This window comes from Hylemonella gracilis (assembly GCF_004328645.1).
In the GTDB taxonomy this organism is placed as follows: Bacteria; Pseudomonadota; Gammaproteobacteria; order Burkholderiales; family Burkholderiaceae_C; genus Hylemonella; species Hylemonella gracilis_B.
Genome location: NZ_CP031395.1, coordinates 1,507,834 through 1,532,731, shown reverse-complemented (window position 1 = coordinate 1,532,731; position 24,898 = coordinate 1,507,834). Strand labels below are relative to the sequence as shown.

The 24,898-nt window shown below is 66.0% G+C and carries 24 protein-coding genes; 12 read left to right on the top strand and 12 right to left on the bottom strand.

All coding sequences use genetic code 11. The features are described 5' to 3' along the window. Positions 1-61 precede the first annotated feature (61 nt). The gene (locus DW355_RS07265; RefSeq protein WP_242671327.1) at positions 62-1,549 is read left to right on the top strand and encodes a PLP-dependent aminotransferase family protein; all 1,488 of its coding nucleotides are present in this window, start codon (positions 62-64) and stop codon (positions 1,547-1,549) included. A 9-nt stretch (positions 1,550-1,558) separates the two neighbouring features. On the opposite strand, the gene DW355_RS07260 is transcribed toward DW355_RS07265, so the two are convergent. After that, positions 1,559-2,500: a LysR family transcriptional regulator gene (locus DW355_RS07260; protein ID WP_131278858.1), complete on the bottom strand. Its 942-nt coding sequence runs from the start codon at positions 2,498-2,500 to the stop codon at positions 1,559-1,561. Positions 2,501-2,735: 235 nt separating this feature from the next. On the opposite strand from DW355_RS07260, the gene DW355_RS07255 reads away from it, so the two are divergent. Together DW355_RS07255 and DW355_RS07250 are read left to right on the top strand one after the other, a co-directional pair. Beyond that, positions 2,736-3,620: a Bug family tripartite tricarboxylate transporter substrate binding protein gene (locus DW355_RS07255; protein ID WP_242671326.1), complete on the top strand. Its 885-nt coding sequence runs from the start codon at positions 2,736-2,738 to the stop codon at positions 3,618-3,620. Next, entirely contained in the window at positions 3,617-4,702 is a 1,086-nt protein-coding gene (locus DW355_RS07250; protein WP_131278856.1) for a CoA transferase, read from the top strand. Before DW355_RS07255 ends, DW355_RS07250 begins: the two co-directional genes overlap by 4 nt. 81 nt (positions 4,703-4,783) lie before the next feature. On the opposite strand, the gene DW355_RS07245 is transcribed toward DW355_RS07250, so the two are convergent. Continuing rightward, the gene (locus DW355_RS07245; protein WP_131278855.1) at positions 4,784-6,325 is read right to left on the bottom strand and encodes a DEAD/DEAH box helicase; all 1,542 of its coding nucleotides are present in this window, start codon (positions 6,323-6,325) and stop codon (positions 4,784-4,786) included. Between the two features lie 117 nt (positions 6,326-6,442). Here DW355_RS07245 and DW355_RS07240 point away from each other — a divergent pair, with 117 nt between their 5' ends. Further along, positions 6,443-7,753 (top strand): GGDEF domain-containing protein, encoded by a 1,311-nt coding sequence (locus DW355_RS07240; RefSeq protein ID WP_131278854.1) that lies wholly within the window; start codon positions 6,443-6,445, stop codon positions 7,751-7,753. Between the two features lie 43 nt (positions 7,754-7,796). On the opposite strand, the gene DW355_RS07235 is transcribed toward DW355_RS07240, so the two are convergent. Then, complete coding sequence (locus DW355_RS07235) at positions 7,797-8,972, bottom strand: HD-GYP domain-containing protein (protein WP_242671325.1); 1,176 nt, start codon at positions 8,970-8,972, stop codon at positions 7,797-7,799. Positions 8,973-9,124: 152 nt separating this feature from the next. Beyond that, positions 9,125-9,694, bottom strand: coding sequence for a dCTP deaminase (gene dcd, locus DW355_RS07230; protein ID WP_131278852.1), 570 nt, complete (start codon positions 9,692-9,694; stop codon positions 9,125-9,127). A 240-nt stretch (positions 9,695-9,934) separates the two neighbouring features. Here dcd and DW355_RS07225 point away from each other — a divergent pair, with 240 nt between their 5' ends. Beyond that, on the top strand, positions 9,935-12,136 hold the full coding sequence (locus DW355_RS07225; RefSeq protein ID WP_131278851.1) for a putative bifunctional diguanylate cyclase/phosphodiesterase: 2,202 nt from the start codon (positions 9,935-9,937) through the stop codon (positions 12,134-12,136). 25 nt (positions 12,137-12,161) lie between these two features. Here the strand turns inward: DW355_RS07225 and DW355_RS07220 are convergent, their stop codons facing one another. Further along, the gene (locus DW355_RS07220; RefSeq protein WP_207388125.1) at positions 12,162-13,076 is read right to left on the bottom strand and encodes a LysR family transcriptional regulator; all 915 of its coding nucleotides are present in this window, start codon (positions 13,074-13,076) and stop codon (positions 12,162-12,164) included. Positions 13,077-13,206: 130 nt separating this feature from the next. On the opposite strand from DW355_RS07220, the gene DW355_RS07215 reads away from it, so the two are divergent. The 4 genes from DW355_RS07215 to DW355_RS07200 all read left to right on the top strand — a co-directional run bounded on the left by DW355_RS07215 (position 13,207) and on the right by DW355_RS07200 (position 18,704). Continuing rightward, positions 13,207-15,372 carry an indolepyruvate ferredoxin oxidoreductase subunit alpha gene (locus DW355_RS07215; protein ID WP_131278849.1) on the top strand — a complete coding sequence of 722 codons (2,166 nt, stop codon included), beginning with the start codon at positions 13,207-13,209 and terminating at the stop codon, positions 15,370-15,372. A gap of 124 nt (positions 15,373-15,496) precedes the next feature. Further along, positions 15,497-17,110: an indolepyruvate oxidoreductase subunit beta family protein gene (locus DW355_RS07210; protein ID WP_131278848.1), complete on the top strand. Its 1,614-nt coding sequence runs from the start codon at positions 15,497-15,499 to the stop codon at positions 17,108-17,110. Positions 17,111-17,133: 23 nt separating this feature from the next. After that, the gene (locus tag DW355_RS07205; RefSeq protein WP_131278847.1) at positions 17,134-18,138 is read left to right on the top strand and encodes a Bug family tripartite tricarboxylate transporter substrate binding protein; all 1,005 of its coding nucleotides are present in this window, start codon (positions 17,134-17,136) and stop codon (positions 18,136-18,138) included. Between the two features lie 128 nt (positions 18,139-18,266). Next, positions 18,267-18,704 carry an acyl-CoA thioesterase gene (locus DW355_RS07200; RefSeq protein ID WP_131278846.1) on the top strand — a complete coding sequence of 146 codons (438 nt, stop codon included), beginning with the start codon at positions 18,267-18,269 and terminating at the stop codon, positions 18,702-18,704. Between the two features lie 95 nt (positions 18,705-18,799). On the opposite strand, the gene DW355_RS07195 is transcribed toward DW355_RS07200, so the two are convergent. From DW355_RS07195 to DW355_RS07170, 6 genes are all read right to left on the bottom strand, one after another. Next, positions 18,800-19,114 (bottom strand): DMT family transporter, encoded by a 315-nt coding sequence (locus tag DW355_RS07195; RefSeq protein WP_131278845.1) that lies wholly within the window; start codon positions 19,112-19,114, stop codon positions 18,800-18,802. Positions 19,115-19,353: 239 nt separating this feature from the next. Next, on the bottom strand, positions 19,354-19,512 hold the full coding sequence (locus DW355_RS07190) for a DUF3309 family protein (protein ID WP_131278844.1): 159 nt from the start codon (positions 19,510-19,512) through the stop codon (positions 19,354-19,356). 106 nt (positions 19,513-19,618) lie between these two features. Further along, positions 19,619-20,311 carry a Crp/Fnr family transcriptional regulator gene (locus DW355_RS07185; RefSeq protein ID WP_131278843.1) on the bottom strand — a complete coding sequence of 231 codons (693 nt, stop codon included), beginning with the start codon at positions 20,309-20,311 and terminating at the stop codon, positions 19,619-19,621. A 177-nt stretch (positions 20,312-20,488) separates the two neighbouring features. Then, the gene (locus DW355_RS07180) at positions 20,489-21,205 is read right to left on the bottom strand and encodes a Crp/Fnr family transcriptional regulator (protein ID WP_207388092.1); all 717 of its coding nucleotides are present in this window, start codon (positions 21,203-21,205) and stop codon (positions 20,489-20,491) included. 186 nt (positions 21,206-21,391) lie between these two features. Further along, a complete protein-coding gene (locus tag DW355_RS07175) occupies positions 21,392-21,637 on the bottom strand; it encodes a CsbD family protein (RefSeq protein WP_131278842.1) in 246 nt (81 codons plus the stop codon). Positions 21,638-21,687: 50 nt separating this feature from the next. Continuing rightward, positions 21,688-21,996, bottom strand: a complete 309-nt coding sequence (locus DW355_RS07170; RefSeq protein WP_131278841.1) for a BON domain-containing protein — start codon at positions 21,994-21,996, stop codon at positions 21,688-21,690. Between the two features lie 491 nt (positions 21,997-22,487). Between DW355_RS07170 and DW355_RS07165 the strand changes: the two genes are divergently transcribed. From DW355_RS07165 to DW355_RS07155, 3 genes are read left to right on the top strand one after another with little or no spacing between them, the layout of a single operon-like run. Then, positions 22,488-22,766 (top strand): DUF883 family protein, encoded by a 279-nt coding sequence (locus DW355_RS07165; protein WP_131278840.1) that lies wholly within the window; start codon positions 22,488-22,490, stop codon positions 22,764-22,766. 10 nt (positions 22,767-22,776) lie between these two features. After that, positions 22,777-23,163 carry a phage holin family protein gene (locus tag DW355_RS07160; protein WP_131278839.1) on the top strand — a complete coding sequence of 129 codons (387 nt, stop codon included), beginning with the start codon at positions 22,777-22,779 and terminating at the stop codon, positions 23,161-23,163. 2 nt (positions 23,164-23,165) lie between these two features. After that, entirely contained in the window at positions 23,166-23,477 is a 312-nt protein-coding gene (locus tag DW355_RS07155) for a YqjK family protein (RefSeq protein WP_165493143.1), read from the top strand. Positions 23,478-23,489: 12 nt separating this feature from the next. Here the strand turns inward: DW355_RS07155 and DW355_RS07150 are convergent, their stop codons facing one another. Continuing rightward, positions 23,490-24,872, bottom strand: a complete 1,383-nt coding sequence (locus tag DW355_RS07150) for a glycerate kinase type-2 family protein (protein ID WP_131278835.1) — start codon at positions 24,870-24,872, stop codon at positions 23,490-23,492. Between the last annotated feature and the right edge of the window lie 26 nt (positions 24,873-24,898).

The following is a 24,898-nucleotide window of genomic DNA, read 5'->3' as shown; positions in this document are numbered from 1 at the left end:
ACCAATACAGTACCGGTACAGTTGAACGGTTTTCCGCAGACACTGGCCCGGTCCGAACACCATGACAGTTGCCCTGCCCTCCAACACGCCCAGTCCCGGTCCATCCGCCGCGGCCTCGCCTTTCCCACCCAGGCCGCATCTCGTGCATGCGGCCGACGCCACCTTGGTCGCCCAGTTGAGCCACGACCTCACGCGCCGCATCCAGGACCAAGGCCTGCGCCCCGGCACGCGCCTACCCTCGATCCGCCAGATGGCCGAGCAGGCCGGCGTCAGCCGCTTCACCGTGGTTGAAGCCTATGAACGCCTGGTCGCGCAGGGCCTGGTGCAATCCCGCCGAGGGGCGGGCTTTTTCGTGCAGGCCCGTCGCGCGCCGCTGATCGACAACAACGCCAAGGCAACCAAGCCGATCGCACCCGCGCAGATCGACACACGCTGGATGCTGCGCAGCATGTTCGGCTCCACCCCCATCGATGGGGCCATGCCAGGCAGCGCGGGCCTGCTGCCGCCCGATTGGCTGGACCTGGATCTGGTGGCCGGCGCACTGCGCAGCGTGGGGCGCACGGCGCAAGGCCCTCTGCTGGGCTACGGGCATCCGCAAGGCTACGCACCCTTGCGCCAGCAAATCGCCGCCTTGCTGCAGACGCAGAACGTGCCGGCGCATCCGGACCTGCACCTGCTCACCACCAGTGGGGTGACGCACGGGCTGGACCTGGTGGCGCGGCTGCTGGTGCAACCCGGGGACACGGTGCTGGTGGAAGACCCCGCGTGGTACGTCGTCTTCGGGCGCCTGGCGGCCTTCGGCGCGCGCCTCATAGGCGTGCCGCGCGGGCCGAACGGCCCCGACGTGGCCTGGCTGGAACAGGCCGCCGCTCAGCACAAACCCAAGCTCTTCATCACCAACAGCGCGGTCCACAACCCCACCGGCTACGGCCTGTCCGCCGGCGCGGCCTACGACATCCTGCGCGTCGCCGAAAAACACGACTTCATGGTGGTGGAAGATCTGACCTACGCCGAATTGCATGCCAACAGCGGGACCCGCCTGACGCGGCTGGCCGAGCTGGACCGCCTGAATCGCGTCATCCTGGCCGGAGGTTTCGCCAAGACGCTGGCGGCGAGCTTGCGCGTGGGCTGGCTCGCCGCCAAGGAAGACTTGGTGCAGCGTCTGAGCGACATCAAGATGCTGGGCGGCCTCACGTCCAGCGAACTCAGCGAGCGCGTGGTCCACCGCATCCTGGCAGACGGCGCCTACCGCCGACATGTCGAGCGCGTTCGACTCCGGGTCGATGAAGCGCGAGGACGTTGCCTGAAGCGTCTGCTCAAACTCGGCTACACCGTGCCGAACGAGCCCCAGGCCGGCATGTTCATCTGGGCCGACTGCGGGCGCGACAGCGAACAATTGGCGCGCGAAGCAGCCGATCGCGGACTGCTGATCCCGCCCGGTTCACTCTTTTCCCCCACGCAGGCCCCCTCGCGCATGGCACGCATCTCGGTCACCATCGTGGACGAGGAAAAGGTGTGGAAGGAACTCGCTGCCTTGCACAAGGCGTAACCAGCCTGGTCATGCGCCGCCCTTCGCGGCCTCGATGATGCACGCTGTCAGGGCCACGAGCAGCGGGTCGTGCCGTCGGCTCGCGCGGACCACCCAGGCCAGTCGCCCCGCGCCGCGCGGCGCGGGCACACGCAGCGGCGTCAGGCCCAGCGCGGACACGTAGCGCAGCAGCACCGACTGCGGCGCCACCGTGATGAAACGGCCCGTGGCCGCCAGATGCAGGTTGGTGTGAAACGACACCGAGGTCACCGCCGGGGTGGGCGGGGCCAGGCCGGCGTCGAGGTAGAGCTGGTCGAACGCGCGCCGCGTGAGGCTCGCGCGCGCTGGCAGCGCCCAGGCTTGCCCGGCCAGGCTGCGCAGCGTCTGCCGGCCACGCGCGGCGCGGTGGCCGGGGCCGACGACAAAGGCGAAGTGTTCGTCGCCCACCAGATGCACGTCCGCATCGTCGAGCATCAGTTCCTGCTGATCGGGCGGCGGCAAGCGGCAGAGGATGGCGTCCAGCGAGCCCGCGCGCAAGGCCTGCCACAGCGGGGCCACGGTGGCCTCATGCAGTTCCACGCGGATGTGCGGCGCGTCGCGCTGCAGGGCCGCCAGCGCGGGCGGCATGAAGCGCAGCGCCGCCACGGGCACGCAACCGACATGCAGCGTCGGGTGAGCCGACATCTGCGCGGCAGCCTGGGCCGCCAGCAGTTCGTGCCGCGCGGCGCGCAGACGCTGCAACGCCGCTTGGCCGGCTGACGTGAGCGTGGCGCCGCGCGCCTGCCGTTCGACCAGCGCCACGCCGAAGGCCGCTTCCAAGCCTTGCAGTGCCTGGGTGATGGCAGGTTGCGTCACGTTCAGCCGCTCGGCGGTGCGCCGCAGCGAGCCGGTGTCGGCGATGTGGTCGAGCAGCAGCAGATCACGCAGCCGCAGGTGGCCGACACGACTGGCAAGAACGGGGTCGGTGTGCATGGATTTGCTTATCGGTGGATAAGAAAGTGTGTATTTTTCTTATGGTCTCACAGACCTAGACTGCCTGTCGCCTCGCCCCAATAACAGGAGACAAGCCATGTTCGATACCCACGCGCATCCCGGCGCGCTCTCTTCCTTTTGTCCGTCTCGGCGGCATCTACTCGTCGCCACCGCCTCGCTGGCCGCGTCGACCGCGTGGCGACCCACGTGGGCCCAAGGCTTTCCAAGTCGCCCCGTGAAAACCATCGTGCCCTTCGCGGCCGGTGGTGGCCCCGATCTGCTGGCCCGCAAGACGGGCACCAAGCTCACCGAGGTGCTGGGTCAGAGCGTGGTGGTGGAGAACATCGTGGGCGCGGGCGGCATTCTGGCCGCGCAGAGCGCGGCACGCGCGCCGGCCGACGGCTACACCTTGATCCTCGGTTCATCGACCCAGATCGTGCAAAAGCTCATGCAACCCGCTGTGAAATACGACCCACTACAGGATTTCGCGCCCATCACTTGCACGGGTTTCAGTCCCGCACTGCTGGTGGTGGCAGCCGACGCGCCGTGGAAAACGGTGCAGGAACTGGTGGCCGCCATCCGCGCCAGGCCGGCGACGCTCAACTACGCCTCGGGAGGCATCGGCAGCGCGGCGCACTTGATCGGCGCGGCGCTGGAGCAGGCAATGCAGGTGCGGGCCACGCATGTGCCCTACAAAGGTTCCGTGGACATCATTCCCAGCATCCTGCAGGGAACCACGCAGTTCGCCTTTCCCATCGCCTCCACTGCCATTCCGCAGGTGTTGGACGGGCGCGTGCGCGCCTTGGCCACCACAAGCGCCCAGCGCCTGGCCCAGTTTCCGCAACTGCCCACGTTGCACGAGGCACTCGGCAAGGAAGAGTTGGCGCTGTCGTCCTGGAGCGGCGTGTGGGCGCCCGCGGGCACCCCGAGCGAGGTGGTGGATGTGCTGTTTCGCGCCTACCAGAAGGTCTACAACGACCCGTCCGTGCGCGCCGACCACGAGGCCGCGGGCGTGCTGGTGGCGCTGAGCGCCTCGCCCGCCGACTTCGGCCACTTCATGGCGCAGGAGACACGCAGGTACGAACGCATCGTCAAGGCGGCCCGCCTGTCAACGACATGAGCACGACACAGGATTGCGTCATGCGGCCCCTCGCGGGTCTGCAGGTGGTCGACTTCAGCCATGTGATCGCCGGTCCGCTGGCGAGTTTCTATCTGGCTCAGCTGGGCGCGATCGTGGTCAAAGTCGAGGCGCCCGGCGGCGACGTGATGCGCGGCGCGGCGCAGGGCGCGACACAGTTCACGGCCTTCAACGCCGGCAAGCAATGCCGCACCATCGATCTGCACACCGAGGCCGGTCGCGCCGAGGCGCTGGCGCTGGCCGAGCATTGCGATGTGCTCGTGGACAACTTCCGTCCCGGCGTGTTGGAACGCGTGGGCCTGGGCCACGCGGCGGTGCGTGAGCGCAACCCGCGTCTCATCTCCTGCGCCATTTCGGGCTACGGCACCCAGCATGCTCCTTGGGCGGAACGTGGCGCCTATGACCACGTGATACAGGCCCTCACGGGCATGGCCATGCTGGCGGGCAGCGAAGGCGAACCCCCGGTGAAGACGGGCTTTCCCGTCGTGGACGTGATGACCGGGGTGCTCGCGGCCTTCGCCATCACCGCTGCCGTGCAGGAGCGCGCCCGCACCGGTCAAGGCCGGCATGTGGATGTGTCCATGTGGGCCGCGGCGCTGCAACTCATGTACCCCTTCAGCGTGGACGCGATGGCCGGTGGCGGCGCGCCAGCCCGCGTGGGCAACAAGGGCTACTCGGGCAGCCCGGCGGCGGAATACTTCGAGGCGCGCGATGGCTGGATCGCAGTGGGTGCCAACACGGCGCCGCAGATCGCACGGCTTTACGAGGTGCTGGGCTGGCCGGCCGAGCAGGCGACGGAAGATCTGGCGCAAGGGCAGGGTTTCGCCCGCGCGCGCGATCCCGAGGCCTTTCGCGCCCGACTGGCCGCCGCCTTGCGCACGCGCACCGCGCAGGAATGGGAAGACGCCTTGCACACCGCCGGCGTACCCGCCGCCCGCGTGCGCACGCTGGACGCCTTTGTGCGCGATGCGCAGTCGGCAGGCGCGCTGCTGCCGCAATGGCTGGAATTGGACGGTGTGCGGGTGCCCAGCCCCGGCCTGGGTTGGACCAGCATGCCGACGTGACAGGCGCTTGGGGGACGCGGGAACGCTGGAAACCGCGGCCCCCAGTCCCTCACCCACAGGCCAGCAGGCTTCGCGTGAAACTCAGGACTGCTTGAACAGCGCCGCCAATTTGAGCTTGGGGCGGATGTTGGTCGACAGATTGCCACGGTTGGTGACCGGCTTGGTCGCCGCTTCCCAGGGCGCGGGCTCGGCCGCCGCCTCGGTCGCGGCGACTTCGTAGGGACGGTCGAAGAATGGGTCAGCCTGGGCGACAGCGGATCGCGAGGCGGGACGCGGCGTATCGCGCCGGCGCGGCGCGCCGCCATCACTCCGCTCAGGACCACGCTCCCGGGGACGTTCACCCCTCTCGTCGCGCCCGTCCTCACGGCCAGGCTCCCGCTCATAAAGGCGGTGCCCTTCGTTGAAGCGGCCTTGGCGACGGATGTCCGGACGGTCCTCGTCGAACTCGACCGGCTCGATCTCGATCTTGGTCTTGATCAGCTTTTCGATCTCGGCCACCGACTTCACGTCCCGCGGCGACACGAAGCTCACCGCCACGCCTTGGGCGCCCGCACGGCCCGTGCGGCCGATGCGGTGCACGTAGTCTTCGGCGTTGAAGGGGATGTCCATGTTGAACACCGCGGGCACATCCTTGATGTCCAGGCCGCGCGCGGCCACGTCGGTGCAGACCAGCAGATCGACCTCGCCTTTCTTGAAGGCGTCCAGCGCCTTCAGGCGTTCATCCTGGCTCTTGTCGCCGTGCAGGGCCGCGGTTTTCAGGCCATCGCGCTCCAGCGCACGGGCCAGCCGGGCGCAGCCCAGCTTGCTGTTGACGAAGACAAAGGCCTGCTTGAGGTTCTTGTTGCGCAGCACCTGACGCAGGGCATGACGCTTGTCGTCCTCGCCCACGCTGTAGAAATGCTGCTCCACCGTCGCGGCCGTCGCATTGGAACGCGCAACCTCGATGGTGATGGGGTTCTGCAGATAGCTCGAGGCCAGGCGTTTGATCTCGGGCGAGAAGGTCGCGCTGAACAGCAGCGTGGTGCGCTGCTTGGGCAAGTGGCTGAGGATGCGCTGCAGGTCAGGCAGGAAGCCGATGTCCAGCATGCGGTCGGCCTCGTCCAGCACCACGTACTCGACCTGGTTGAGCACCGCGTTCTTGGCCTCGATGTGGTCCAACAGGCGGCCCGGGGTGGCCACCAGCACTTCCACGCCCTTCTTGAGTTCGAGGGTCTGGGGCTTCATGTCCATGCCACCGAAGACCACGGCACTGCGCAGATGGGTGTACTTGGCGTACATCTTGACCTGCTGCGCCACCTGGTCGGCCAGTTCGCGCGTGGGCAACAGCACCAGGGCGCGCACCGGGTGGCGGGCCGGGGAGGTCGAGGCGTTTTCGTGCTTGAGCAGGCGTTGCAGCAGGGGCAGGGAGAAAGCCGCCGTCTTGCCGGTGCCCGTCTGGGCCGCGCCCATCACGTCCTGGCCCGCCAGCACCACGGGGATGGCCTGGGCCTGGATGGGCGTCATGGTTTCATAGCCCATGTCGGCCACGGCGCGCTTGAGCGGCTCGGCCAGGGTCAAGTCAGCGTAGCGCTTGGGGGCCGGAGATGCGAGCTCGGGGGATTCAGCACGAATTTCGTCATTCATTGCCCTCAATTATCCCCTATCAGGCCGATCCTGCCCGAACGGACCGGTGGATGCGCCGTATCGACAGGAATATGCCCCACCGTTACAGTGGCGGCGCAGCACGGGAGCCCGTCCATCTTGAACCTGGATCTCTACACGCAATACTTCTTCTTTGGCGTCATCGACCTGATGCAAGGCATCAGCCTCTACCTGCTTTGGCGCCGCGAAAAACAGCCCTACTTGCTGCTATGGGGGCTGGGCTTCGGCCTCAGCGCCGCGGGTTTCCTGCTCGTCAACCTGCGTCACACACCCCTGGCGCCGCTGCCTGTCATCGTCGGCAGCGCCACCCTGGTCACGCTGGGATTGGCCTTGCTGCATGCCGGGCAATGTGCCGTCCTGCGCCAGCAGGAGTTGCATGGCCACATGCGCGATGCCCTGCGCTGGAGCTGGCCTTTCACCCTCACCGCCATCGAACCCCTGGCCCTTTGGCTGGCCCGCTCCGACGCCGACCGGGTGGTCCAGGTCCATTCGGCGCTGCTTGGTCTGGTCGCGGCCTTCGGTCTGATCGCGCTGGCGCGAAACCGCTACCAGACCAAGCAGATCAACAAGTTCGGCCGCAGCCGCCGTGACCCGGTGATCTTCTGGTCGCTGCTGATCGTGTTGATGGTCACGCAGGTCGTGCTCGCGCAAAACTTCACCGAACTCTTCCTGGTCTTCGAGCAACTGATCTATGGCGTCCTGGCCTTGCAGGTACTGGGCATGGTGGCGGCGCATGTCGGCTTGTTCGCGGCCTTCATGAACATGCACACCGCGGCGCTGAACGCGGAACTCAGGGCGCGCTCCACCGCGCTGGAAAAAAGCATGGAGCAGTTGCGCTGGATCAGCGAGACCGACGCCCTGACCGATCTGCCCAACCGCCGCAAGTTCAATGAGACGCTGTCCACCGAGTGGGCGCGCGCCACGCGGCGCGGACAGCCGCTGGCCCTGCTGATGATCGACATCGACCACTTCAAGACCTACAACGACCACTACGGCCACCCGCAAGGCGACCGTTGCCTGGAACGCGTAGCCCGCGTCCTCCGTGCCGCCGTGCAACGCCCGGGCGACCTGGCCGCGCGCTATGGTGGCGAGGAATTCGCCGTCATCCTGCCCGAAACGGACTCCACAGGGGCCGAGCAACTGGCGCGGAAGATCGTGGGCGCCGTGCAAGCGCAGCGCATCCCGCATGCTGCTACCTCGGTCCCGGGCGACATCATCACGGTGAGCATCGGCGTGGCCGCCTACAACCCCCTGCGCGCCGGCCAGATCTCGGGCACGACGTCCTACAAGGGCAGCGGCACGGTCCAGATGGAACAACTGATCAAGCGCGCCGACGCGGCGCTCTACAAAGCCAAGCGCCAGGGCCGCAACCGCGCGGTCGTGGCCATCGAGGAACTGGCGACCGTCTGAGGAGCGGCGCTCGGACTCCGGCCAAAGCTGAACCAGCCGCGTGTCAAGCCTGTGGCACCTGGGCCACGGCACGCTGAAGCGCGGCATAACACGCGGGGTCCAGCGCCGTGCCGACAGTTTTGTCCATGATCTCCAAAGCTTGCGGGATCGGGGTCGGGCCCCGATAGGGACGCGAGGCCGTGATGGCATCAAAGATGTCGGCCGTGGTGATGATGCGTGTTTCCATGGTAGTGGCTTCGGCGCCCAAACCACGCGGATAGCCTTTGCCATCCAGGCGCTCGTGGTGCGCGCCAGCCACCCTGGCCAGTTCGTGGAAGGCGGTGATGCGCGAGAGGATGGATTCGGTCAATTCGGCGTGCAGGCGGACGGCCTCCCACTCCTCGCTGTTGAGCGTGCCTGCCTTGTCGAGCACGCTGTTGCTCACGCCGAGCTTGCCCACATCGTGCAGCAGCGCGCCGCGCTTGAGCCAGCGACGCCGCTCGACGCTGAACCCCATGGTCTCGCCAATCAGGTCGGTGTAGAGCGCAACGCGCGCGCTGTGTCCACTGGTGTACGGGCTCTTGGAGTCCACGATCTGACCGAAGGCAACCCCGATGTCGTCCAGATAATCCTCGTCCAGCGGCACCACATAGCGCCCCGGTTCAAGCGCAAGCACGGACTGGATCAGTTCCGGCGCACTCAGTTGGGTCCAGAAATCACGGTCCTGCGCCACCTGCTCGAAGGCGCGCACCAGCGCCGGGTCGAACCACTGGCCCGAGCGCAGCCGTACCTCCTGCAGCGCGGCCTCACGCCCGCCCGCGGTGTGAAACACATCGCTGACCTGCGCCAACAACGCAATGCGCGCATACACCGGGATGGCCTCCCCCTGCAGATGGTCGGGCCGACCACCGCCATTCCAGTGTTCGTCCAGGCTGTAAATGCCCAGGGCCACCGGTTCGGGAAAACGCAGCTGGCGCGCGATGTCGGCACCACGCGAACACCGGGTCTGGATCAGGTCCTGCGAGATCTCGCGACCTTCGCGAAAGATGTAGATCACGCTGCGGAAGCGTTCGACAAGGCCGGCCTTGAGCCCCGTGTGCTGCAGCACGAAGCTGCACCACATGCCCAGGCTGTCACCCACCAGCTTGAAGTCGCGCTTGAAGTTCAAGTCGTCCGTGAGCTCGGAAAACCGCAAGCCCGCGACGACAGGGCTGAAATGCGCGGGTTCAGCGAGCTGCATGGGGCCATTCCAGGAAGACTGGCGCCGGAACGCGATCATGTGCACCCAGTCCCTGGTCTCAGCGAGTCCGAGGTTCCCTCGACTCGCATGACGCCTCAGGTTTTCAGGTAAGGTCGCGCAGCGCCGGCCCTGAGGCATCAGGTTTTGGGCAATCAGGTTTTAGGCAAGGTGACGCCGCTTTGCCCCTGGTACTTGCCGCCGCGGTCCTTGTAACTGGTCTCGCAGACTTCGTCGCTCTCGAAGAACAGCACCTGGGCGCAGCCCTCGCCCGCGTAGATCTTGGCCGGCAGCGGCGTGGTGTTGCTGAACTCCAGTGTCACGTAACCCTCCCACTCGGGCTCGAAGGGCGTGACGTTGACGATGATGCCGCAGCGCGCGTAGGTGCTCTTGCCCAGGCAGATGGTCAGCACATTGCGCGGGATGCGGAAATACTCGACCGTGCGCGCCAGCGCGAAGCTGTTGGGCGGGATGATGCAGACGTCGCTCTCGATGTCCACGAAGCTCTTCTCGTCGAAGTTCTTCGGGTCGACCACGGTGCTGTGGATGTTGGTGAACACCTTGAACTCGCGCGCGCAACGGATGTCATACCCGTAGCTGCTGGTGCCGTAACTGACGATCTTGTGGCCGTCCGCCGCGTAGCGCACCTGCCCCGGTTCGAAGGGCTCGATCATGCCGGTCTGCTCGGCCATGCGGCGGATCCATTTGTCGCTCTTGATGCTCATGTGTTTTTCCCGGGAATACGGGAGATTGTAAGAATCTGGCAGCGGGGCCAGCCGCATGCCGAGTGTCACTGCCCATGAAACGACCCGGCATCGTGCGCTTTGAGCCCGCAGTTGCCAGAATCGGGGCCATTGTCACTGGCGTCACAGGGAGGCCTGCGCCGGGCATATTTATCACGCCGGACGCATTTATATTCCTGGCGCTCCCTTGGCTGACGGGCTTCAACGGTGGACGATAAGGCCATGAAATGCCCACCCGTACTGGAGACGGAACAGGAGCGGCTCAAGGCCCTGTCCGAATACGGTTTGCGCGGCGACCACCCCCTGCCCAGTCTGGAACCGGTGGTCCGGATCGCCGCGCGAATGTTCGACATGCCTGTGTCCGCGGTGAACATGATCGGCAGCGACCATGTCTTCTTCGCGGCCAGCACCGGCCTGGACGGCGAGGTCGACATGAGCCGCGACGCCTCCTTCTGCGCGCACGCCATCACCCAGGACGAGGTGATGGTGGTGCCCGACGCGACACGGGACGAGCGCTTCCACGACAATCCACTGGTCACCGGCCCGGCCGGCCTGCGCTTCTACGCCGGCGTCCCCTTGCGCTCGCCCTCAGGGCATGCCCTGGGCGCGCTGTGCCTCATCGACAGCCGGCCGCGCCATGACTTCTCGCCCGAAGACCGCGCCCGCCTGCGTGAACTCGCCAAGATGGCCGCCGACCGGCTTGAGCTGCGCCGCCTCGAGCTGTCGACCGAACAATCGAGGCACTCGTTCGAGGAATACGCCAGGAACTCACCCACTGCGGTCGTCTGGTTCGACGAGCAGGGCCGCATCGTGGCCTGGAACGATGCCGCGGCCACCCTGCACGGCTATGACCCGGACGAAGGCACAGGCCGCCAGGTCGAGACACTGGTCAGCGAACGCCACCAGACCACCGTGCGCGAGTTGATCGCGCGGGTCGCCGCGGCGGGCTCGGTGGACGGGCTCGCCGTTCCCGGCGGCATGCACGGCATGCGCAAGGACGGCAGCGAATTCCTGCTCGGCCTGTCGGTGTTCTGCTGGCGCGAGAACGGACGCCTGACGCTCAATGCCCATCTGCAGGACATCACCGAGCGCCAGCGCGGGGAGGAGGAACTGCGGCGGCAAGCCAACACCGATGTCCTCACAGGCCTGGCCAACCGCGCCTGCCTGTACCGGCGCACCGAGGAAACGCTGGCACGCGCTGGCGCTGCGGCGGTGCTGATGATCGACCTCGACGGCTTCAAGGACGTCAACGACACCCTGGGCCACGAAGTGGGCGATGCCCTGTTGCGAGAGATCGCCCGTCGCCTCGAACAGTCCGCTCCTCAGCCGGCCACGGTGGCACGCATCGGTGGCGACGAATTCGCGCTGCTGCTGCCCGGCATGACGAGCCCGGAACAGGCGTCGGCCTGCGCCCGCGCCGCCATCGCGCGCATCACCGATCCGGTCGTCGTCAACGGGCACCAGGTGCGCGTGGCGGCCAGTTGCGGCGTGGCGCTTGCGCCCGTCCATGCCAAGGAAGCGCTGGAACTGATCGGCAACGCCGACCTCGCCCTGTTCCAGGCCAAGCGCCACGGCCGTGGGCAGACGTTCGTCTTCGTCCCGGCGCTGCGCATGGAAGCCGTGGCACGCCGTCTCTACGCCATCGAACTGCACCGCGCGGTCGACGAGGGCGAGTTCGTGCTGTTCTACCAACCTCAGATCCGCCTGGACAACGGTGCGCTGGCCGGCGCGGAGGCACTCATCCGATGGCGCCACCCTCAGCGCGGGCTCCTGTCTCCTGCCGCCTTCCTGCCCGCGCTGGAAGGCGGGCCGCTGGCGGCGGTCGTCGGCTTCTGGGTGCTGGACGAAGCCTGTGCCCAGGCAGCGCTCTGGCGCAGAAACGGCGCCCAGAACTTCCGCATCGGCGTCAACCTGTTCGGCGCGCAGTTTCGCGTAGACGACCTGCCCGCACAGGTCACGGCGGCGCTGCAGCGGCATGGCCTGCCGCCGCAGGCGCTTGAGCTGGAAATCACCGAAAACATCGTGCTCAACAACGATGCGCTCGTGCTTGACACGCTGCGGCGCCTGCGGGCCCTGGGCGTCGGCATCGCCTTCGACGATTTCGGAACCGGCTACGCCTCGCTCAGCCTGCTCAAGAGCTATCCGCTGAACCGCATCAAGATCGACCGCTCCTTCGTGCAAAGCCTGATCGAATCAGAACGGGATGCCTCGGTGGTACGGGCCATTCTCGACATGGCGCGCAGCTTCGGCCTGGAAACGATCGCCGAAGGCATTGAAAAAGCGCCCCAGCGCCTGCGCTTGCAAAATTTCGGCTGCGAAGAGGGGCAGGGTTACCTGTTCGGCCGGCCGGTTTCGGCCCCGGAATTCGCCGAGACGTTCGGCATCGGCGGCCCGGCGCTGGGCGCCGGCAGCGCACACACCTAAGCGCCTGGCACCAGGGCCTGCGGCGTCAGGCCTGCGCCGCTTGCGCGAACAGCCCCACCATCAACTCCCGCAACCAACGGTTCGCCGGATCGGCCTCGAAACGCCGGCTCCAGTGCAAGGAGACCGTGAAATCGCGCAGAGGGAACGGCGGTTCCATCAAGGCGTAGCCATTTGCCGCGAAGCCCCGGGCGATGTTGCGCGGCATGACCAGGGCCAGATCGGTCACGGCCACGATGGCCGGCAGGGCCATGAAATGTTCGGCCGTCAAGCGGATGCGGTCCTCCAGCTTGAGCCCCTGCAGGATGCGCAAGGTGTCCGCGTGGGTGCGCCCGGCGACGAACTCCAGCGTGCGCAACGCGTCCACCAGGGCCGGCCCTTTCTTGCGGCGGGCCACGGCCAGGAAGGGATGGCCGGCGCGCAGCATGACGATGTAGCGGTCCTGCAGCAATTGCACGCGCTGCGTGTCCTTGACCATGGGCAGAAAGCCGAAGGCGAAGTCGATGCGCCCCTCGTCCAGCGCCGCGCCGATCTGGTCACGCGGCAGCGGCAGGGTCTGCACCCGCACGCCGGGCGCGCGTTCACGCAGCGTGGTGATCAGCTCGGGCAGAAAGCGGCTCTCGCCCATGTCGCTCATGTGCAGGCGGAAGGTGCGAGTGGATTGGCGCGGGTCAAAGGCCGCGCTTTCATTCAGCGCCGCCTCCAGGGTGCCCAGGGCCTGACGGACCGCGCCGGCCAGCCGATCGGCCCGCGCCGTGGGTTTGACGCCACCGGCCCGGCGCTCGAACAGCGCGTCGCCCAGCAGCAGACGCAGACGGCCCAGGCCGTGGCTGGCCGCGGGCTGAGTCAGGCCCACGGCCTCGGCCGCGCGGCTGACACTGCCCAGGCGGTAGGTGGCGTCGAACAGGCGCAGCAGGTTCAGGTCCAGCTCGTTGATATGCATGTTGCTCATATTACATATCTCGCAGATGCTATTGAAGAATGTCGTACCCCGCGAGACACTGCCGCAGCTTTCAGGCCCCTGCGGCTGGAAGGCGGCCCCTAGAACAACGAACGCAAGAGGAGACCCGCGCGTGGAAGTTTCATTCAGCCAGGAGATCAAGTCCCTGGCGCTGGGCGAGGGACAGACCTTCCATGGCGAAGGCATCCTGGCCATCACCAAGGCCCTGCTGCAGTCCGGCGTGTCCTACGTCGGCGGCTACCAGGGCGCGCCGGTCTCGCACCTGCTGGACGTGATGGTGCAGGCCAAGGGCTACATGGACGAACTCGGCGTGCACGTCGAGGCCTGCTCCAACGAGGCCTCGGCCGCCGCCATGCTGGGCGCCTCCATCCATTACCCGCTGCGCGGCGCGGTGACCTGGAAGTCCATCGTCGGCACCAACGTCGCGGCCGACGCACTGTCCAACCTGGCCTCGCCTGGGGTCACGGGGGGCGTGCTCATCGTCGTGGGTGAGGACTACGGCGAGGGCGCCAGCGTGATCCAGGAGCGCACCCACGCCTACGCACTCAAATCCGGCATGGTGCTGCTGGACCCACGGCCCGACCTGCAATGCATGGTCGACATGGTGGAACACGGCTTCGCACTGTCCGAGACCTCGAACATGCCCGCCATCCTGGAGCTGCGCATCCGCGCCTGCCATGTGCGCGGCAGCTTCGCGGCACGCGACAACCGCGCACCTCGCATCTCCACCCGCTCCCTGATGGAAGAACCGGCCGCCTTCAACTATGAGCGCCTGGCCCACCCGCCCGTGACCTTCCGCCACGAGAAGCTCAAGGTGGACCAGCGCCTGCCGGCCGCGCGCGCCTATGTGCGCAAGCACCAGCTCAATGAACTGTTCCCGGGCAAGCACACCGACCTCGGCATCGTGGTGCAGGGCGGGCTCTACAACACCCTGATCCGCACCCTGCAGCAGTTCGGCCTGGCCGACGCCTTTGGCCAGACCGACATCCCGTTGCTGGTGCTCAACGTCACCTACCCCCTGGTGCCGGAGGAGCTGACCGAGTTCTGCGTGGGCAAGCGCGCCGTGCTGATGGTCGAGGAAGGCCAGCCCGAGTACATCGAGCAGGAACTGGCCACGATGCTGCGCCGCGCAGACATCCAGACCCCGCTGCACGGCAAGGACATGCTGGCCGCGACGGGCGAATATTCGGCCGAGGTCATGGCCGTTGGCCTGGAGAAATTCCTGAAGCTGTACCGCAATGAGCTGCTGCCAGCGGCCGTACCCGAATGGCTGGTCGGCAACCGCGAGCGCCGCGCCGCCATCGCCCGGGACATCGCCAAGGACGGGGGCCAGGCCCTGCCCGGCCGGCCACCAGGCATGTGCATCGGCTGCCCCGAGCGACCCGTGTTTTCGGCGCTCAAGATCGCGCAGCAGCAGGTGGGCGACGTGCACATCGCGGGCGACATCGGCTGCCATGCGCTGGCCACTTTCGAGCCCTTCTCCTTCGGCCACTCCATCCTCGGCTACGGCATGTCGCTGGCCAGCCGAGCGGGCGTGTCGCCAATGATGAACCGGCGCGTGCTCTCGGTCATGGGTGACGGCGGCTTCTGGCACAACGGCCTGCTGACCGGCGTGCAGAGCGCGCTCTTCAACGGCGACGACGCCGTGCTGCTGATCTTCAAGAATGGCTACACCTCGGCCACCGGCACGCAAGACATCATCTCCACCCCCGATGAGGAAGCCAAGACCAGCGCCAGCGACAAACGCGCCAGCGTGGTCCACACCAACCAGACCATCGAGAGCACACTCAAGGGCCTGGGCGTGCAATGGCTGCGCACTGTCACGACCTACGAGGTGGAGAACGTGCGCAAGACCCTGGTGGATGCCTTCACCTCCGACTTCAACGGCCTCAAGGTCATCGTGGCCGAAGGTGAATGCCAGCTCGAACGCCAGCGCCGCATCAAGCCTTGGCTGGCGGGCCTGCTGAAAAAGGGCAAGCGCGTCGAACGCGTGAAGTACGGCGTGGACGAAGACGTGTGCAACGGCGACCACGCCTGCATCCGGCTCTCGGGCTGCCCCACGCTGACGCTCAAGGACAACCCGGACCCGCTGAAAGTGGACCCCGTGGCCACCGTGATCGACGGCTGCGTGGGCTGCGGTCTGTGCGGCGCCAACGCGCACGCGGCCACGCTCTGCCCATCGTTCTACCGGGCCGAGGTCGTGCAGAACCCGCGCTGGCATGAACGCCTGCTCAGCGCCCTGCGTCGCCCCCTCATCAAAGCCTTGCAACCCGCCTGAAAGACATGGCCCCCACGCTTGCCACTTCGTGTTCTGCGCTGCCCCCAAGCGCAGGCTTGCCCTGCGCTTCGCTTGGATTCGGGGCAGCGTCTCGCCTTGGGGCGGCCCGGCGGCAAAACATCCTATGAATCAACCCATTTCTCTTTTGCTCTGCGCCCTCGGCGGCGAAGGCGGCGGCGTGCTGACCGAATGGCTGGTCGAGACCGCGCGCCACGCGGGTTACCCCGTCCAGGCCACTTCCATTCCCGGCGTGGCCCAGCGCACGGGCGCGACCACCTATTACCTTGAAGTCTTCCCCACACCCCAGTCCGAGCTGAACGGCCTGCGCCCCGTGCTCGGCCTCTACCCCATGCCCGGCCGGCTGGACGCCCTGGTGTCCAGCGAGCTGCTGGAGACCGCGCGCCAACTCAGCCTGGGCCATGCCAGCCGTGAACGCACCCTGGTGCTCAGCTCCACCGCGCGCACGCTGACGACGATGGAGAAGATGCAGCTGGGCGACGGTCGGCGCGACACGGCGCAGCTCGCGCAGCTCGTCGCCGCGCACAGCCATGCCCATCACCTGATCGACATGGCGGAACTGACCCGCCAGGCCGGCACCGTGGTCAGCGCCGTTTTGCTGGGCTGCATCGCGGCCAGCGGCCTGCTGCCCATGAAGCGCGAGGATTACGAGCACGTCATCGGTGGTGAAGGCAGCATGGCTCAAGCCAGCCTGCGCGGTTTCGCCCTGGGCTTCGAGGCCGTGCACGCGCAGCGCCAACAGGCCCGCTACATCGACCAGGTGCTGAGCGCATCACCCACGCCATCCGCCCCGGTTGCCAGCGCCGCGCAGGCGGCGCCCGCCCTGCCGACCGAGGTGGAGGCACGTTTTCCGACGACGCTGCACGAACTCATCGCGCTGGCCTGCGCACGCCTGACCGAGTACCAAAATGCCGCCTACGCGCAGCGCTACCTGGAACGCCTGCACACAGTGCTGGAAGCCGAGCGCGCAAGTGACCCGCAAGGCCGGCGCGGCTGGGCCGTCACGCGCGAGATGGCGCGCTGGCTGGCGTTGTGGATGGCCTTCGACGACATCGTGCGCGTGGCCGATCTCAAAAGCAGCGCCACCCGCTGGCAGCGCGTGCTGGGCGAAGTCAAGGCCAAAGATGCAGACCTGCTCAAACTCCACGACCACTTCAAGCCCGGCGTGCCCGAGTTCGCGGCCCTGCTGCCACAGCGCCTGGCCCAGCGCCTGCTGGCCTGGGACCGCCGCCGCGCGCTGGCGGGCAAGACACCCTGGGCGCTGCCGCTGAAAATTGGCACGCACACGGTGAGCGGCATGCTGGCCTTGCGGCTGCTGGGCAGGCTCAAGTGGTTGCGCCCGCACGGCAGTCGTTTCGTGACCGAGCAGGCCCTGATCGACGAATGGCTGCAGGCCGTGACCCGGCAGACGACCCGGCACTGGGACAGCGGCTTCGAGATCGCCCAGTGCGGCCGCCTGATCAAGGGCTATGGCAGCACCAACGAACGTGGCAAGGACAATCTGCTGCACGTGGTGCGCCATCTGGCAACCGCGCCGCATTTCAACGACGACACGGCGCGCGCGGCCGCCATCGCCGCCGCGCGCCAAGCCGCGTTGACCGACGATGCGGGCCAGGCGTTGGACAAGACGCTGGCGCAGCACGGCGCGCCAGCGCGCCCCCTGAAGGCCCAACCCATACGCTGGGTGCGCAGGCCCGCGATGAAGAACAAGAGCACCTGATTTTCAACCGAGGAGACATCACCATGACAAACCCATCCACCTCCCGCCTGCGCCGCGCGCTGCTGGCGGCCAGCGTCGCCATCGGCGGCCTGACGCTGGGCCTGCTGCCCCTGCAAGCGACCGCCCAGGCCTACCCGAACAAACCGGTCAAGGTGATCGTGACCTTCCCGCCCGGCGGCGTGGCCGACACCCTGGGCCGTCTGGTCACGGCGCCGCTGCAGGACGTGATGGGTCAACCGGTGGTGGTGGAAAACCGCGCCGGTTCGGGCGGCAACATCGGCGGCGACGCGGTCGCCAAGTCGGCGGCAGACGGCTACACCCTGCTGATGGGCTCGGGCGGCCTGGTGTCGGTGAACCCGCACATCTACGACAAGATGCCCTTTAACCCGGCCAAGGACATCGTGCCCGTGGCCGCGGTCGCGCGCGTGGCTGTCTTCCTGGTGGTGCGCAAGGACCTGCCGGTGAACAACGCCCAGGAATTCGTCGCCTACCTCAAGGCCAACCCGGGCAAGCTGTCCTACGGCTCGCCGGGCAACGGCAGCTCGCCCCACCTGGCCGGGGAAATGTTCAAGAGCATGACCGGCACCGACGCCCTGCACGTGCCCTACAAGGGCGCGGCCCCGGCACTGAACGACCTGCTGGCCGGCCAGATCGACTTCTCTTTCGACCCGGGTATCGCCCTGCCGCACGTGCAGTCGGGCAAGCTCAAGCTGCTGGCCGTGGGCAGCCCACACCGCGCGGCCATCGTGCCCGACACGCCCACCGTGGACGAGGCCACCGGCCTCAAGGGTTTTGACGCCGACAGCTACTTCGGCTTCTACGCGCCTGCGGGCACGCCGGCCGCCGTGGTCACGCGCCTGAACACCGAGATCAACAAAATCCTAGGCACGACCGCCGTGAAGGAGCGCATCAACGCCGTGGGCGGCGCCGCAGCGCCCATGACGCCCAAACAGTTTGCCGCCAAGGCGGACGAGGATTCCAAGCGCTTCGGCAAGCTGATCCGCGAACGCGGCATCAAGGGCGATTGAATGGTGGCCCCCACGCTCCGCCGTTGCACGAGTCGCTGCTCCCAGGCAAAGGCTTGTCCTGCGCTTTGCTTGGGTTGGGGGCCGTCGCTCGCCTTGGGGCAGCCCGGCGGCGAGCGGTGAACATCACCATGTCGAATACCATCACCTATCTCCAGCGCGTCGAGTTCGGCGATTGCGATCCCGCAGACATCGTCTGGTTCCCGAATTTCTTCCGTTGGATCGACGCGGCCTCGCGCCATTTCTTCATCGAAAGCGGCGTGCCGCCCTGGCACGAAACCGAACAAACCTTGGGCCTGATCGGTACACCCTTGGTCGACACGCATGCGCGCTTCGTCAAGACGGCCAGCTACGGCGATCTGCTGCACATCCGCGTGCACGTGGCCGAATGGCGCGACAAGAGCTTCGTGCAGCGCTACCGCATCGAACGCGAGAACGCGGCCGCCGAGGGCGGCATGGACCTCATCATGGAATGCGACGAGGTCCGCATCTTTGCCGCGCGGCGCGAGGACGGCGTGGGCATCCGCGCCATCCCGATCCCAGCCGACATCCGGGCGCTGTGCAGCTGAGGCCCGTTCTGGCCGGCAACCCAAGTCCCTGTCTGTCCCTTGCCAGACCGCCTACCCAGGCGGTCTTTTTTGTCTGGGGCCAGTGACCATGAACCTCAGGCCATGAGCTTCAGCCTGACGATGCCCACGAGGATCAGCCCCACGCACAGCAGGCGCAGCAGCGTCGCCGGCTCACCGAACAGCCACATGCCCAGGGCCACGGTGCCGACCACGCCGATGCCGGTCCAGATGGCGTGGGCCGTGCCCACGGGCAAGGTGCGCATGGCCAGGCCCAGCAGGCCGATGCTCACCACCATGGTCGCCGCCGTGCCCACGCTCGGCCAGAGCCGCGTGAAACCTTCGGTGTTTTTCAGCCCCACCGTCCAGCCCACCTCCAGCAGACCCACCATCACCAGAACCCGCCAAGCCATGACCCCTCTGCTGGTGCATCCGCGCCACTGAAGCGCCATATGTCTGGGTCATCCCGGGAATGACGAATCAGTCAGGGTCATCCCTGCGGACTGGTCTCTGAAGAGAGACTCAGACTGGTGTAAGTCGGACCATCGATGCGGGTGCGCGCCGGACCCGCGCCCCTGCACGTGGCTTCATTTCAGGTCATGGGTTTCAGATGCGAACGCGCATTGGAAGGGTCAGATGCCCCTGAAGCGGGTCAGATGCGCCCTATGAGCAAGAGCACCAGGATCACCAGCACGACGACGCCCAGGGCAGTGCTTGGCATGTATCCCCAGTTCTGGCTGTGCGGCCAAGTGGGAACGACGCCTATCAGCATCAGGATGAGGACGATCAGCAACAGGGTTCCCAGACTCATGGCATTCTCCAGATGGTTGTCCCTGAGCAGCTTAAGCATCCAGGCTCCGTTCTTCCGTGCGTTAGCGCACAGTTGCGGACTTGATTGGCAAGGTCACCGCCAAAACTCAAGGCAGCAGCTTGTCGTAAACCGCGACATCCTTGGCGTAACAGTTGCAGGCGGCGGCCTCCAGGCCCGGACGATCGAGCACGGACAGGAAACCATGGTGGTATTTGATCAGGCCATCGCGCTGGAGGCTGCCTGCCGCCTTGGTGATGCCAACGCGGCGCACGCCCAGCAGATAGGCCATGAACTCATGCGTCATGTGAAAACTGTCAGCGTGTGAACGATCCTGGCTCATGAGCAGCCAGCGCGCCAGCCGTGGATTGACCTGGTGGAAATGCGCACACACCGCCTGATTGCCTAATTGCACAAAACGCACGTAAAGATAGCGCTGCAGTACACGCTGCAAGGCGGCACTCTCGCGCAGTTGCTGGAGGAACTGGTCACGCCTCATCCGCCAGACCAGACCGGGGGCCTGAACCAAGGCGTGGAACGGGGCTGACGACACACCCAAGGCCAAATGATCCCCCAGCATGCCCTCGCTCCCCACCATACCGACCTCCAGGTTGGGCTCTCCTTCCTTGCATGCGACGCAGGAGATAACGCAGTTGACAGGGAAGTAGACGTGGTCCATGGGTTCACCGGGTTCACAGAGGATCTCGGCAAACGCCAGTTCGACCGACCGGCATTCAGAAAGAAACCGGGTCCGATCCTTGCGCGGCAGTGATTGCACCAGATGGTTTCCAAGGCTTGTCATGCTGGCTTCCGTTAGATTGAACCGGCGAGAGTCGGCGACATGTGCACCAAAGCAAGCATGCACCCGAAACCCTGGCCTAGCAATCTCAGCCTACCGATGTAGGTTGCGGATGACTGTCCTGCAGCACACATAAGGCTGCGCATCTGAAGACGCGCGCAGAGTTGGCTTCTGCAATTGTCAGATTGCGATCACTGCGGGCAGCAGGCGGTCGTATTCCTTCTTGACGACGCTATAGCACTCACAGACGACCCGCTCCAAGCCTGGTCGGTCCAGCACCTCGATATGCCCGCGCGCATAGCGGATCAGGCCCGCTTGCTGCAGTTTGTGCGCGTTTTCTGTCACGCCTTCGCGCCGCACGCCCAGCATGTTGGAGATCAGTTCCTGGGTCATGCGCAGATGATTACCCGGAAGTCGGTCCAGGCTCATCAACAGCCATCGGCAAAGTTGCTGCTGCACGGAATGATGCCGGTTGCAGACGGCGGTCTGGGATATCTGCGCGATGAGCGCCTGGGCGTAACGCAGCATCAGATGCATGACCGGCAAGGAATGATTGAACTCTTCCTTGATAACGCTAGCTTTGAGGCGAAACGCCTGCCCCGCGCTCTGCACCACACCCCGGCTGGGTGAGGTTTGCCCGCCTAGAAACAGCGCAATACCGACGATGCCTTCGAAGCCGACAACGGCAATCTCGGCCGACGAGCCATTCTCGGTCACATACAACAGGGAGACGATGGCCGACGTGGGGAAATACACATAGTCCTGCTCGCGGCCGGATTCATACATCACCTGCCCGAGTTTCAATTCGACAGACTCCAGTTGGGGCTGCCAGCGCCGCCTATCCTCGGCAGGCAGAGCAGCCAGGAGCTGATTGCTCAACGGATCGCGCGGATCCATGATCAAACCGTCGCCATGTCAGCCACCTCCTGAAATCAAACTTTGCGCCAAGCCGATTTCAAGTGCAAACACACAGGCAGCGGGCGCGGCCATTATGCGCGCTGGCATGTTTGCAAGCGCACACGATGGCCCAAAGTTCTTCCTGGTCAACTTCCAGCGACTATGTCGTCATCGGAAAATCCGCAATTACTTTTTGATTGCTTGGAGCTGCTTTTCCGCGTCAAACCACAAATCGCTGAACTTGTACTGCCAGACGGTCACCTGTTTTTCAGCATCTTCCTTGCCCAGGCTGTAATGCTCCTGGATCTTCCCGACCAGTTGGTCGCGCTTGCCGGCCATGACACGAAGCTCGTCATCGGTCAGCTTGCCCCATTGCTCCTTGAGCTTGCCGGCGATCTGTTTCCAGTTACCTTCAATGCGGTCCCAGTTCATGGTGATTCCTTGGTTGATGTGAAAGAAATTCCTCGACAAACCTCCACTGCTCACGGATGAACAGCGATTTCGTTCTTGACGGACTTCACGCCCTTGACATCGCTGGCAATGCTCTCCGCGGTGCTTTTTTCCATCGTATTTTTGGCAAACCCCGACAGTTGAACCACCCCATTGAGGGTTTCGACCCGGATGCTCGAAGCATCGACCTGTCTGTTGTCGATGAAACGCGCCTTGATGGAGGAGGTGATGGTGGTGTCATCGATGTAGGCGCCAACCGTTTCCTGCCCCCGAGTCACGGCGCAGCCGGACACAAGCAGCAAGGTCAGCGTGACCGCGGCGACGATGGTGTTCTTTTTCATGAAGGTTTCCTTTGTTTGATTGAGATGAATGCAGGGTTTCGGCATGAATCAATTCCTCATGCATCCGAAAATTGCATGCCTCTTTCGAAGACCTTCCATCAATGGAATCGACCAGAGGCCAACCCTAAGGTGCCTTGTGGAGCAGGGTCTGTTCGATAGCGAACATAGGGCCCCGACCTGTCAGAAGATGCCATGAATGAAACAAAGATCGTCAAATCGATCTGCTTAATGTTCCTATGTGCGCTGCCGAACAGTCACGAACCGCCCCGCCTATTACGGTCATGTCTCATGGCACTCGAAATGAATCGGCGTCATGCATGCCCCATGTCATATCGACCCGGACCCCTTGCAAATCAACCGAAGGATGCACACTGATTCCACCGCGTTTCTCATTTCCAGGCTGCGCACGGCTGTCGCCTCGGCGCTCATCTCCGACTTGCTTCAAGGAATATGTCCATGTCTGACCCCCTCTCCCCCCGAAGAACAAACTCATCGGAGACGTGCATCAGGCGATCGAGGATGCCGAAGAACTGCTGCGCATGACGGCCAGCGAGGCAGGCGATGGCGTCTCCGCGGCCCGAGACCGTATCCACCAACGGTTGGTCTCGGCGAGAGCCAAGCTGAGTGAATTGCAGGATGCCGCGCTGGACCAAGTCAAGGCCGCCAGTGCAGCCACCGATGAATTCGTGCATCAGAACCCCTGGGCCTCGATCGGCATCGGTGCCGCCCTGGGCCTGCTCGCGGGACTGGTCATTGCCCGCCGCCAATGAACGGCAAGGCATGGGCACGTCCCCCAAAAGCCCCGGTCTGTTTGCGTCAACGCGCAAGTTGCTCGACACGGCGCTGGAATGCGTGCAGGTCCGCCTGGCCTTGATCAGCAACGAAGTCGAGCAGGAAAAACTACGCCTCTTCGACGGCTTGCTCTGGGCAGGCTCGGCCCTGCTGCTGCTCAGCCTGGGCACGGTGCTGCTGGTCGCCTTTCTGGTCGTGCTGTTCTGGGACAGTCACCGCCTTCAGGCTCTGGGCGTGCTGACTGTCCTGTTCCTAGGCTCAGGTGGCGGCTTGCTCTGCATTGCCCGCGCGCGCTTGCGCAAACCCGGTGGCATGTTCAGCGCAAGCGCAGACGAGCTGGGGCGCGACCGTGCCGCGCTGCGCGAGGAAGAATGACGATGCACCGTCGACGCCGTCGCGCACTGGTTCTCAAGCAGGCACAACTGCTACAGCGCAGCGCCGAACTGCGCGTCGCCCTGGCGCATCAGAGCCAGGTGCTCAAGCCTCCCCTGGCCTTGGCCGATCAGTTGCGGGTCGGCCTGCAATGGCTGAGCCACCTTCCCGTCGGGCCCATGGTCACCCTGGCCCTGCTGCTGACACGACCGCGCCGCGCCTGGCGGAGCGTGTCCCATGTGTTCCTCGTCGCGCAGCAGCTGTCGCGCGCCTGGCACGGACTGCGCGGCTTCTGGACACGGCTGACCGCGCGTTGAGGCCGCGATGCCTCACAACACCAACAGCGCGCGGAAGTCGTTGACGTTGGTGTGGGTTGGCCCCGTCACCAGCAGGTCGCCCAGCGCCTGGAAGTAGCCGTAGCTGTCGTTGCGGTCCAGGTGCGCCGCGGCGGACAGGCCCAGCGCTGCCGCCCGCGCCAGCGTGTCGGGGGTAACGAAAGCCCCCGCGTTGTCCTCGATGCCGTCGATGCCGTCGGTGTCCGCCGCCAGGCCCCACACCTGACCCTGCCCTTGCAGCGCCATGGCGAGGCCGAGACAGAACTCACCGGCCCGCCCTCCGCGCCCCCGCGGCGCTTCCGCCGGCTGGGGCCGCACGGTCACCGTGGTCTCGCCACCACTGAGGATGACGCAGGGCCGCGCGAAGGGTTGCCCTTCGCGCGCCGCGAAGCGCGCCAGCGCCGCGTGCACCTTGCCGACCTCGCGCGATTCGCCTTCCAGCTCGTCGCTCAGGACGTAGGCGTTCAGGCCGATCGCCCGGCCCAACTCGCGCGCGACGTCGGCGGCGGCCTGCAACGATTCCTTGGGCGTGGCAATCAGGCGCACGATCTGCCCGGCGAACACCGGGTCAGCAGGCTTGGGGGTTTCGTAGGCACCTTGCTCCAGCGCGGCCAGCACCACCGGCGGCAGGGCGATGCCGTAACGCTGCAAAATCGATAGCGCGTCGGCGCAGCTGCTGGCGTCGGGCACCGTGGGGCCGCTGGCGATGACGGAAGGGTCATCCCCCGGCACATCGCTGATGGTGAGCGTGACCACCCGCGCGGGCGCGCAGGCCGCGGCCAACCGCCCGCCCTTGATGCGCGAGAGATGCTTGCGCACGCAGTTCATCTCACCGATGTTGGCGCCGCTGGCCAGCAGCTCGCGGTTGATGCGCTGCTTGTCGGCCAGCGTCAATCCTTCGGCTGGCAGGGTCAACAAGGCGGAACCGCCGCCCGAAATCAAGCACAGCACGAGGTCGTCCGCCGTCAAGCCCTGCACGGTCTGCAGGATGCGCTGCGCCGCCGCCATACCGGCGGCGTCGGGCACGGGGTGCGCCGCCTCGACGACTTCGATGCGCTGGGGCAGGCCTTGCGGGCGCGGTGGCGTGTGACCATAGCGCGTCACGACAAGGCCCGAGAGCGGCGCATCCACCGGCCACAGCGCCTCGACCGCCTGGGCCATGGCCCCCCCGGCCTTGCCCGCACCGATCACGATGGTCCGTCCTTTTCCCGGGTCTGGCGGCCGAGGCAAATGGGCCGCCATGTTGTGCAAGGGCAGGGCGCGGCGCACGGCAACCTGGTAGAGGTGGCGCAGAAATTCCCGCGCTTGGGTGCGCGGGTCGGGAAGGCGCGCGTGGAGAGCGCCCAGGTCGGGCGCAGGCGAGGTCGTCAGGTCCATGGTGTCTTGTGTTTTGTCTCCGGCGC

Coding starts and splice junctions, on each gene's coding strand:
- DW355_RS07265 (WP_242671327.1), top strand. CDS start 62: ATGACAGTTGCCCTGCCCTCCAACACGCCCAGTCCCGGTCCATCCGCC.
- DW355_RS07260 (WP_131278858.1), bottom strand. CDS start 2,500: ATGCACACCGACCCCGTTCTTGCCAGTCGTGTCGGCCACCTGCGGCTG.
- DW355_RS07250 (WP_131278856.1), top strand. CDS start 3,617: ATGAGCACGACACAGGATTGCGTCATGCGGCCCCTCGCGGGTCTGCAG.
- DW355_RS07245 (WP_131278855.1), bottom strand. CDS start 6,325: ATGAATGACGAAATTCGTGCTGAATCCCCCGAGCTCGCATCTCCGGCC.
- DW355_RS07235 (WP_242671325.1), bottom strand. CDS start 8,972: ATGCAGCTCGCTGAACCCGCGCATTTCAGCCCTGTCGTCGCGGGCTTG.
- dcd (WP_131278852.1), bottom strand. CDS start 9,694: ATGAGCATCAAGAGCGACAAATGGATCCGCCGCATGGCCGAGCAGACC.
- DW355_RS07225 (WP_131278851.1), top strand. CDS start 9,935: ATGAAATGCCCACCCGTACTGGAGACGGAACAGGAGCGGCTCAAGGCC.
- DW355_RS07220 (WP_207388125.1), bottom strand. CDS start 13,076: ATGCATATCAACGAGCTGGACCTGAACCTGCTGCGCCTGTTCGACGCC.
- DW355_RS07210 (WP_131278848.1), top strand. CDS start 15,497: ATGAATCAACCCATTTCTCTTTTGCTCTGCGCCCTCGGCGGCGAAGGC.
- DW355_RS07205 (WP_131278847.1), top strand. CDS start 17,134: ATGACAAACCCATCCACCTCCCGCCTGCGCCGCGCGCTGCTGGCGGCC.
- DW355_RS07200 (WP_131278846.1), top strand. CDS start 18,267: ATGTCGAATACCATCACCTATCTCCAGCGCGTCGAGTTCGGCGATTGC.
- DW355_RS07195 (WP_131278845.1), bottom strand. CDS start 19,114: ATGGCTTGGCGGGTTCTGGTGATGGTGGGTCTGCTGGAGGTGGGCTGG.
- DW355_RS07190 (WP_131278844.1), bottom strand. CDS start 19,512: ATGAGTCTGGGAACCCTGTTGCTGATCGTCCTCATCCTGATGCTGATA.
- DW355_RS07185 (WP_131278843.1), bottom strand. CDS start 20,311: ATGACAAGCCTTGGAAACCATCTGGTGCAATCACTGCCGCGCAAGGAT.
- DW355_RS07180 (WP_207388092.1), bottom strand. CDS start 21,205: ATGGATCCGCGCGATCCGTTGAGCAATCAGCTCCTGGCTGCTCTGCCT.
- DW355_RS07175 (WP_131278842.1), bottom strand. CDS start 21,637: ATGAACTGGGACCGCATTGAAGGTAACTGGAAACAGATCGCCGGCAAG.
- DW355_RS07170 (WP_131278841.1), bottom strand. CDS start 21,996: ATGAAAAAGAACACCATCGTCGCCGCGGTCACGCTGACCTTGCTGCTT.
- DW355_RS07160 (WP_131278839.1), top strand. CDS start 22,777: ATGGGCACGTCCCCCAAAAGCCCCGGTCTGTTTGCGTCAACGCGCAAG.
- DW355_RS07155 (WP_165493143.1), top strand. CDS start 23,166: ATGCACCGTCGACGCCGTCGCGCACTGGTTCTCAAGCAGGCACAACTG.
- DW355_RS07150 (WP_131278835.1), bottom strand. CDS start 24,872: ATGGACCTGACGACCTCGCCTGCGCCCGACCTGGGCGCTCTCCACGCG.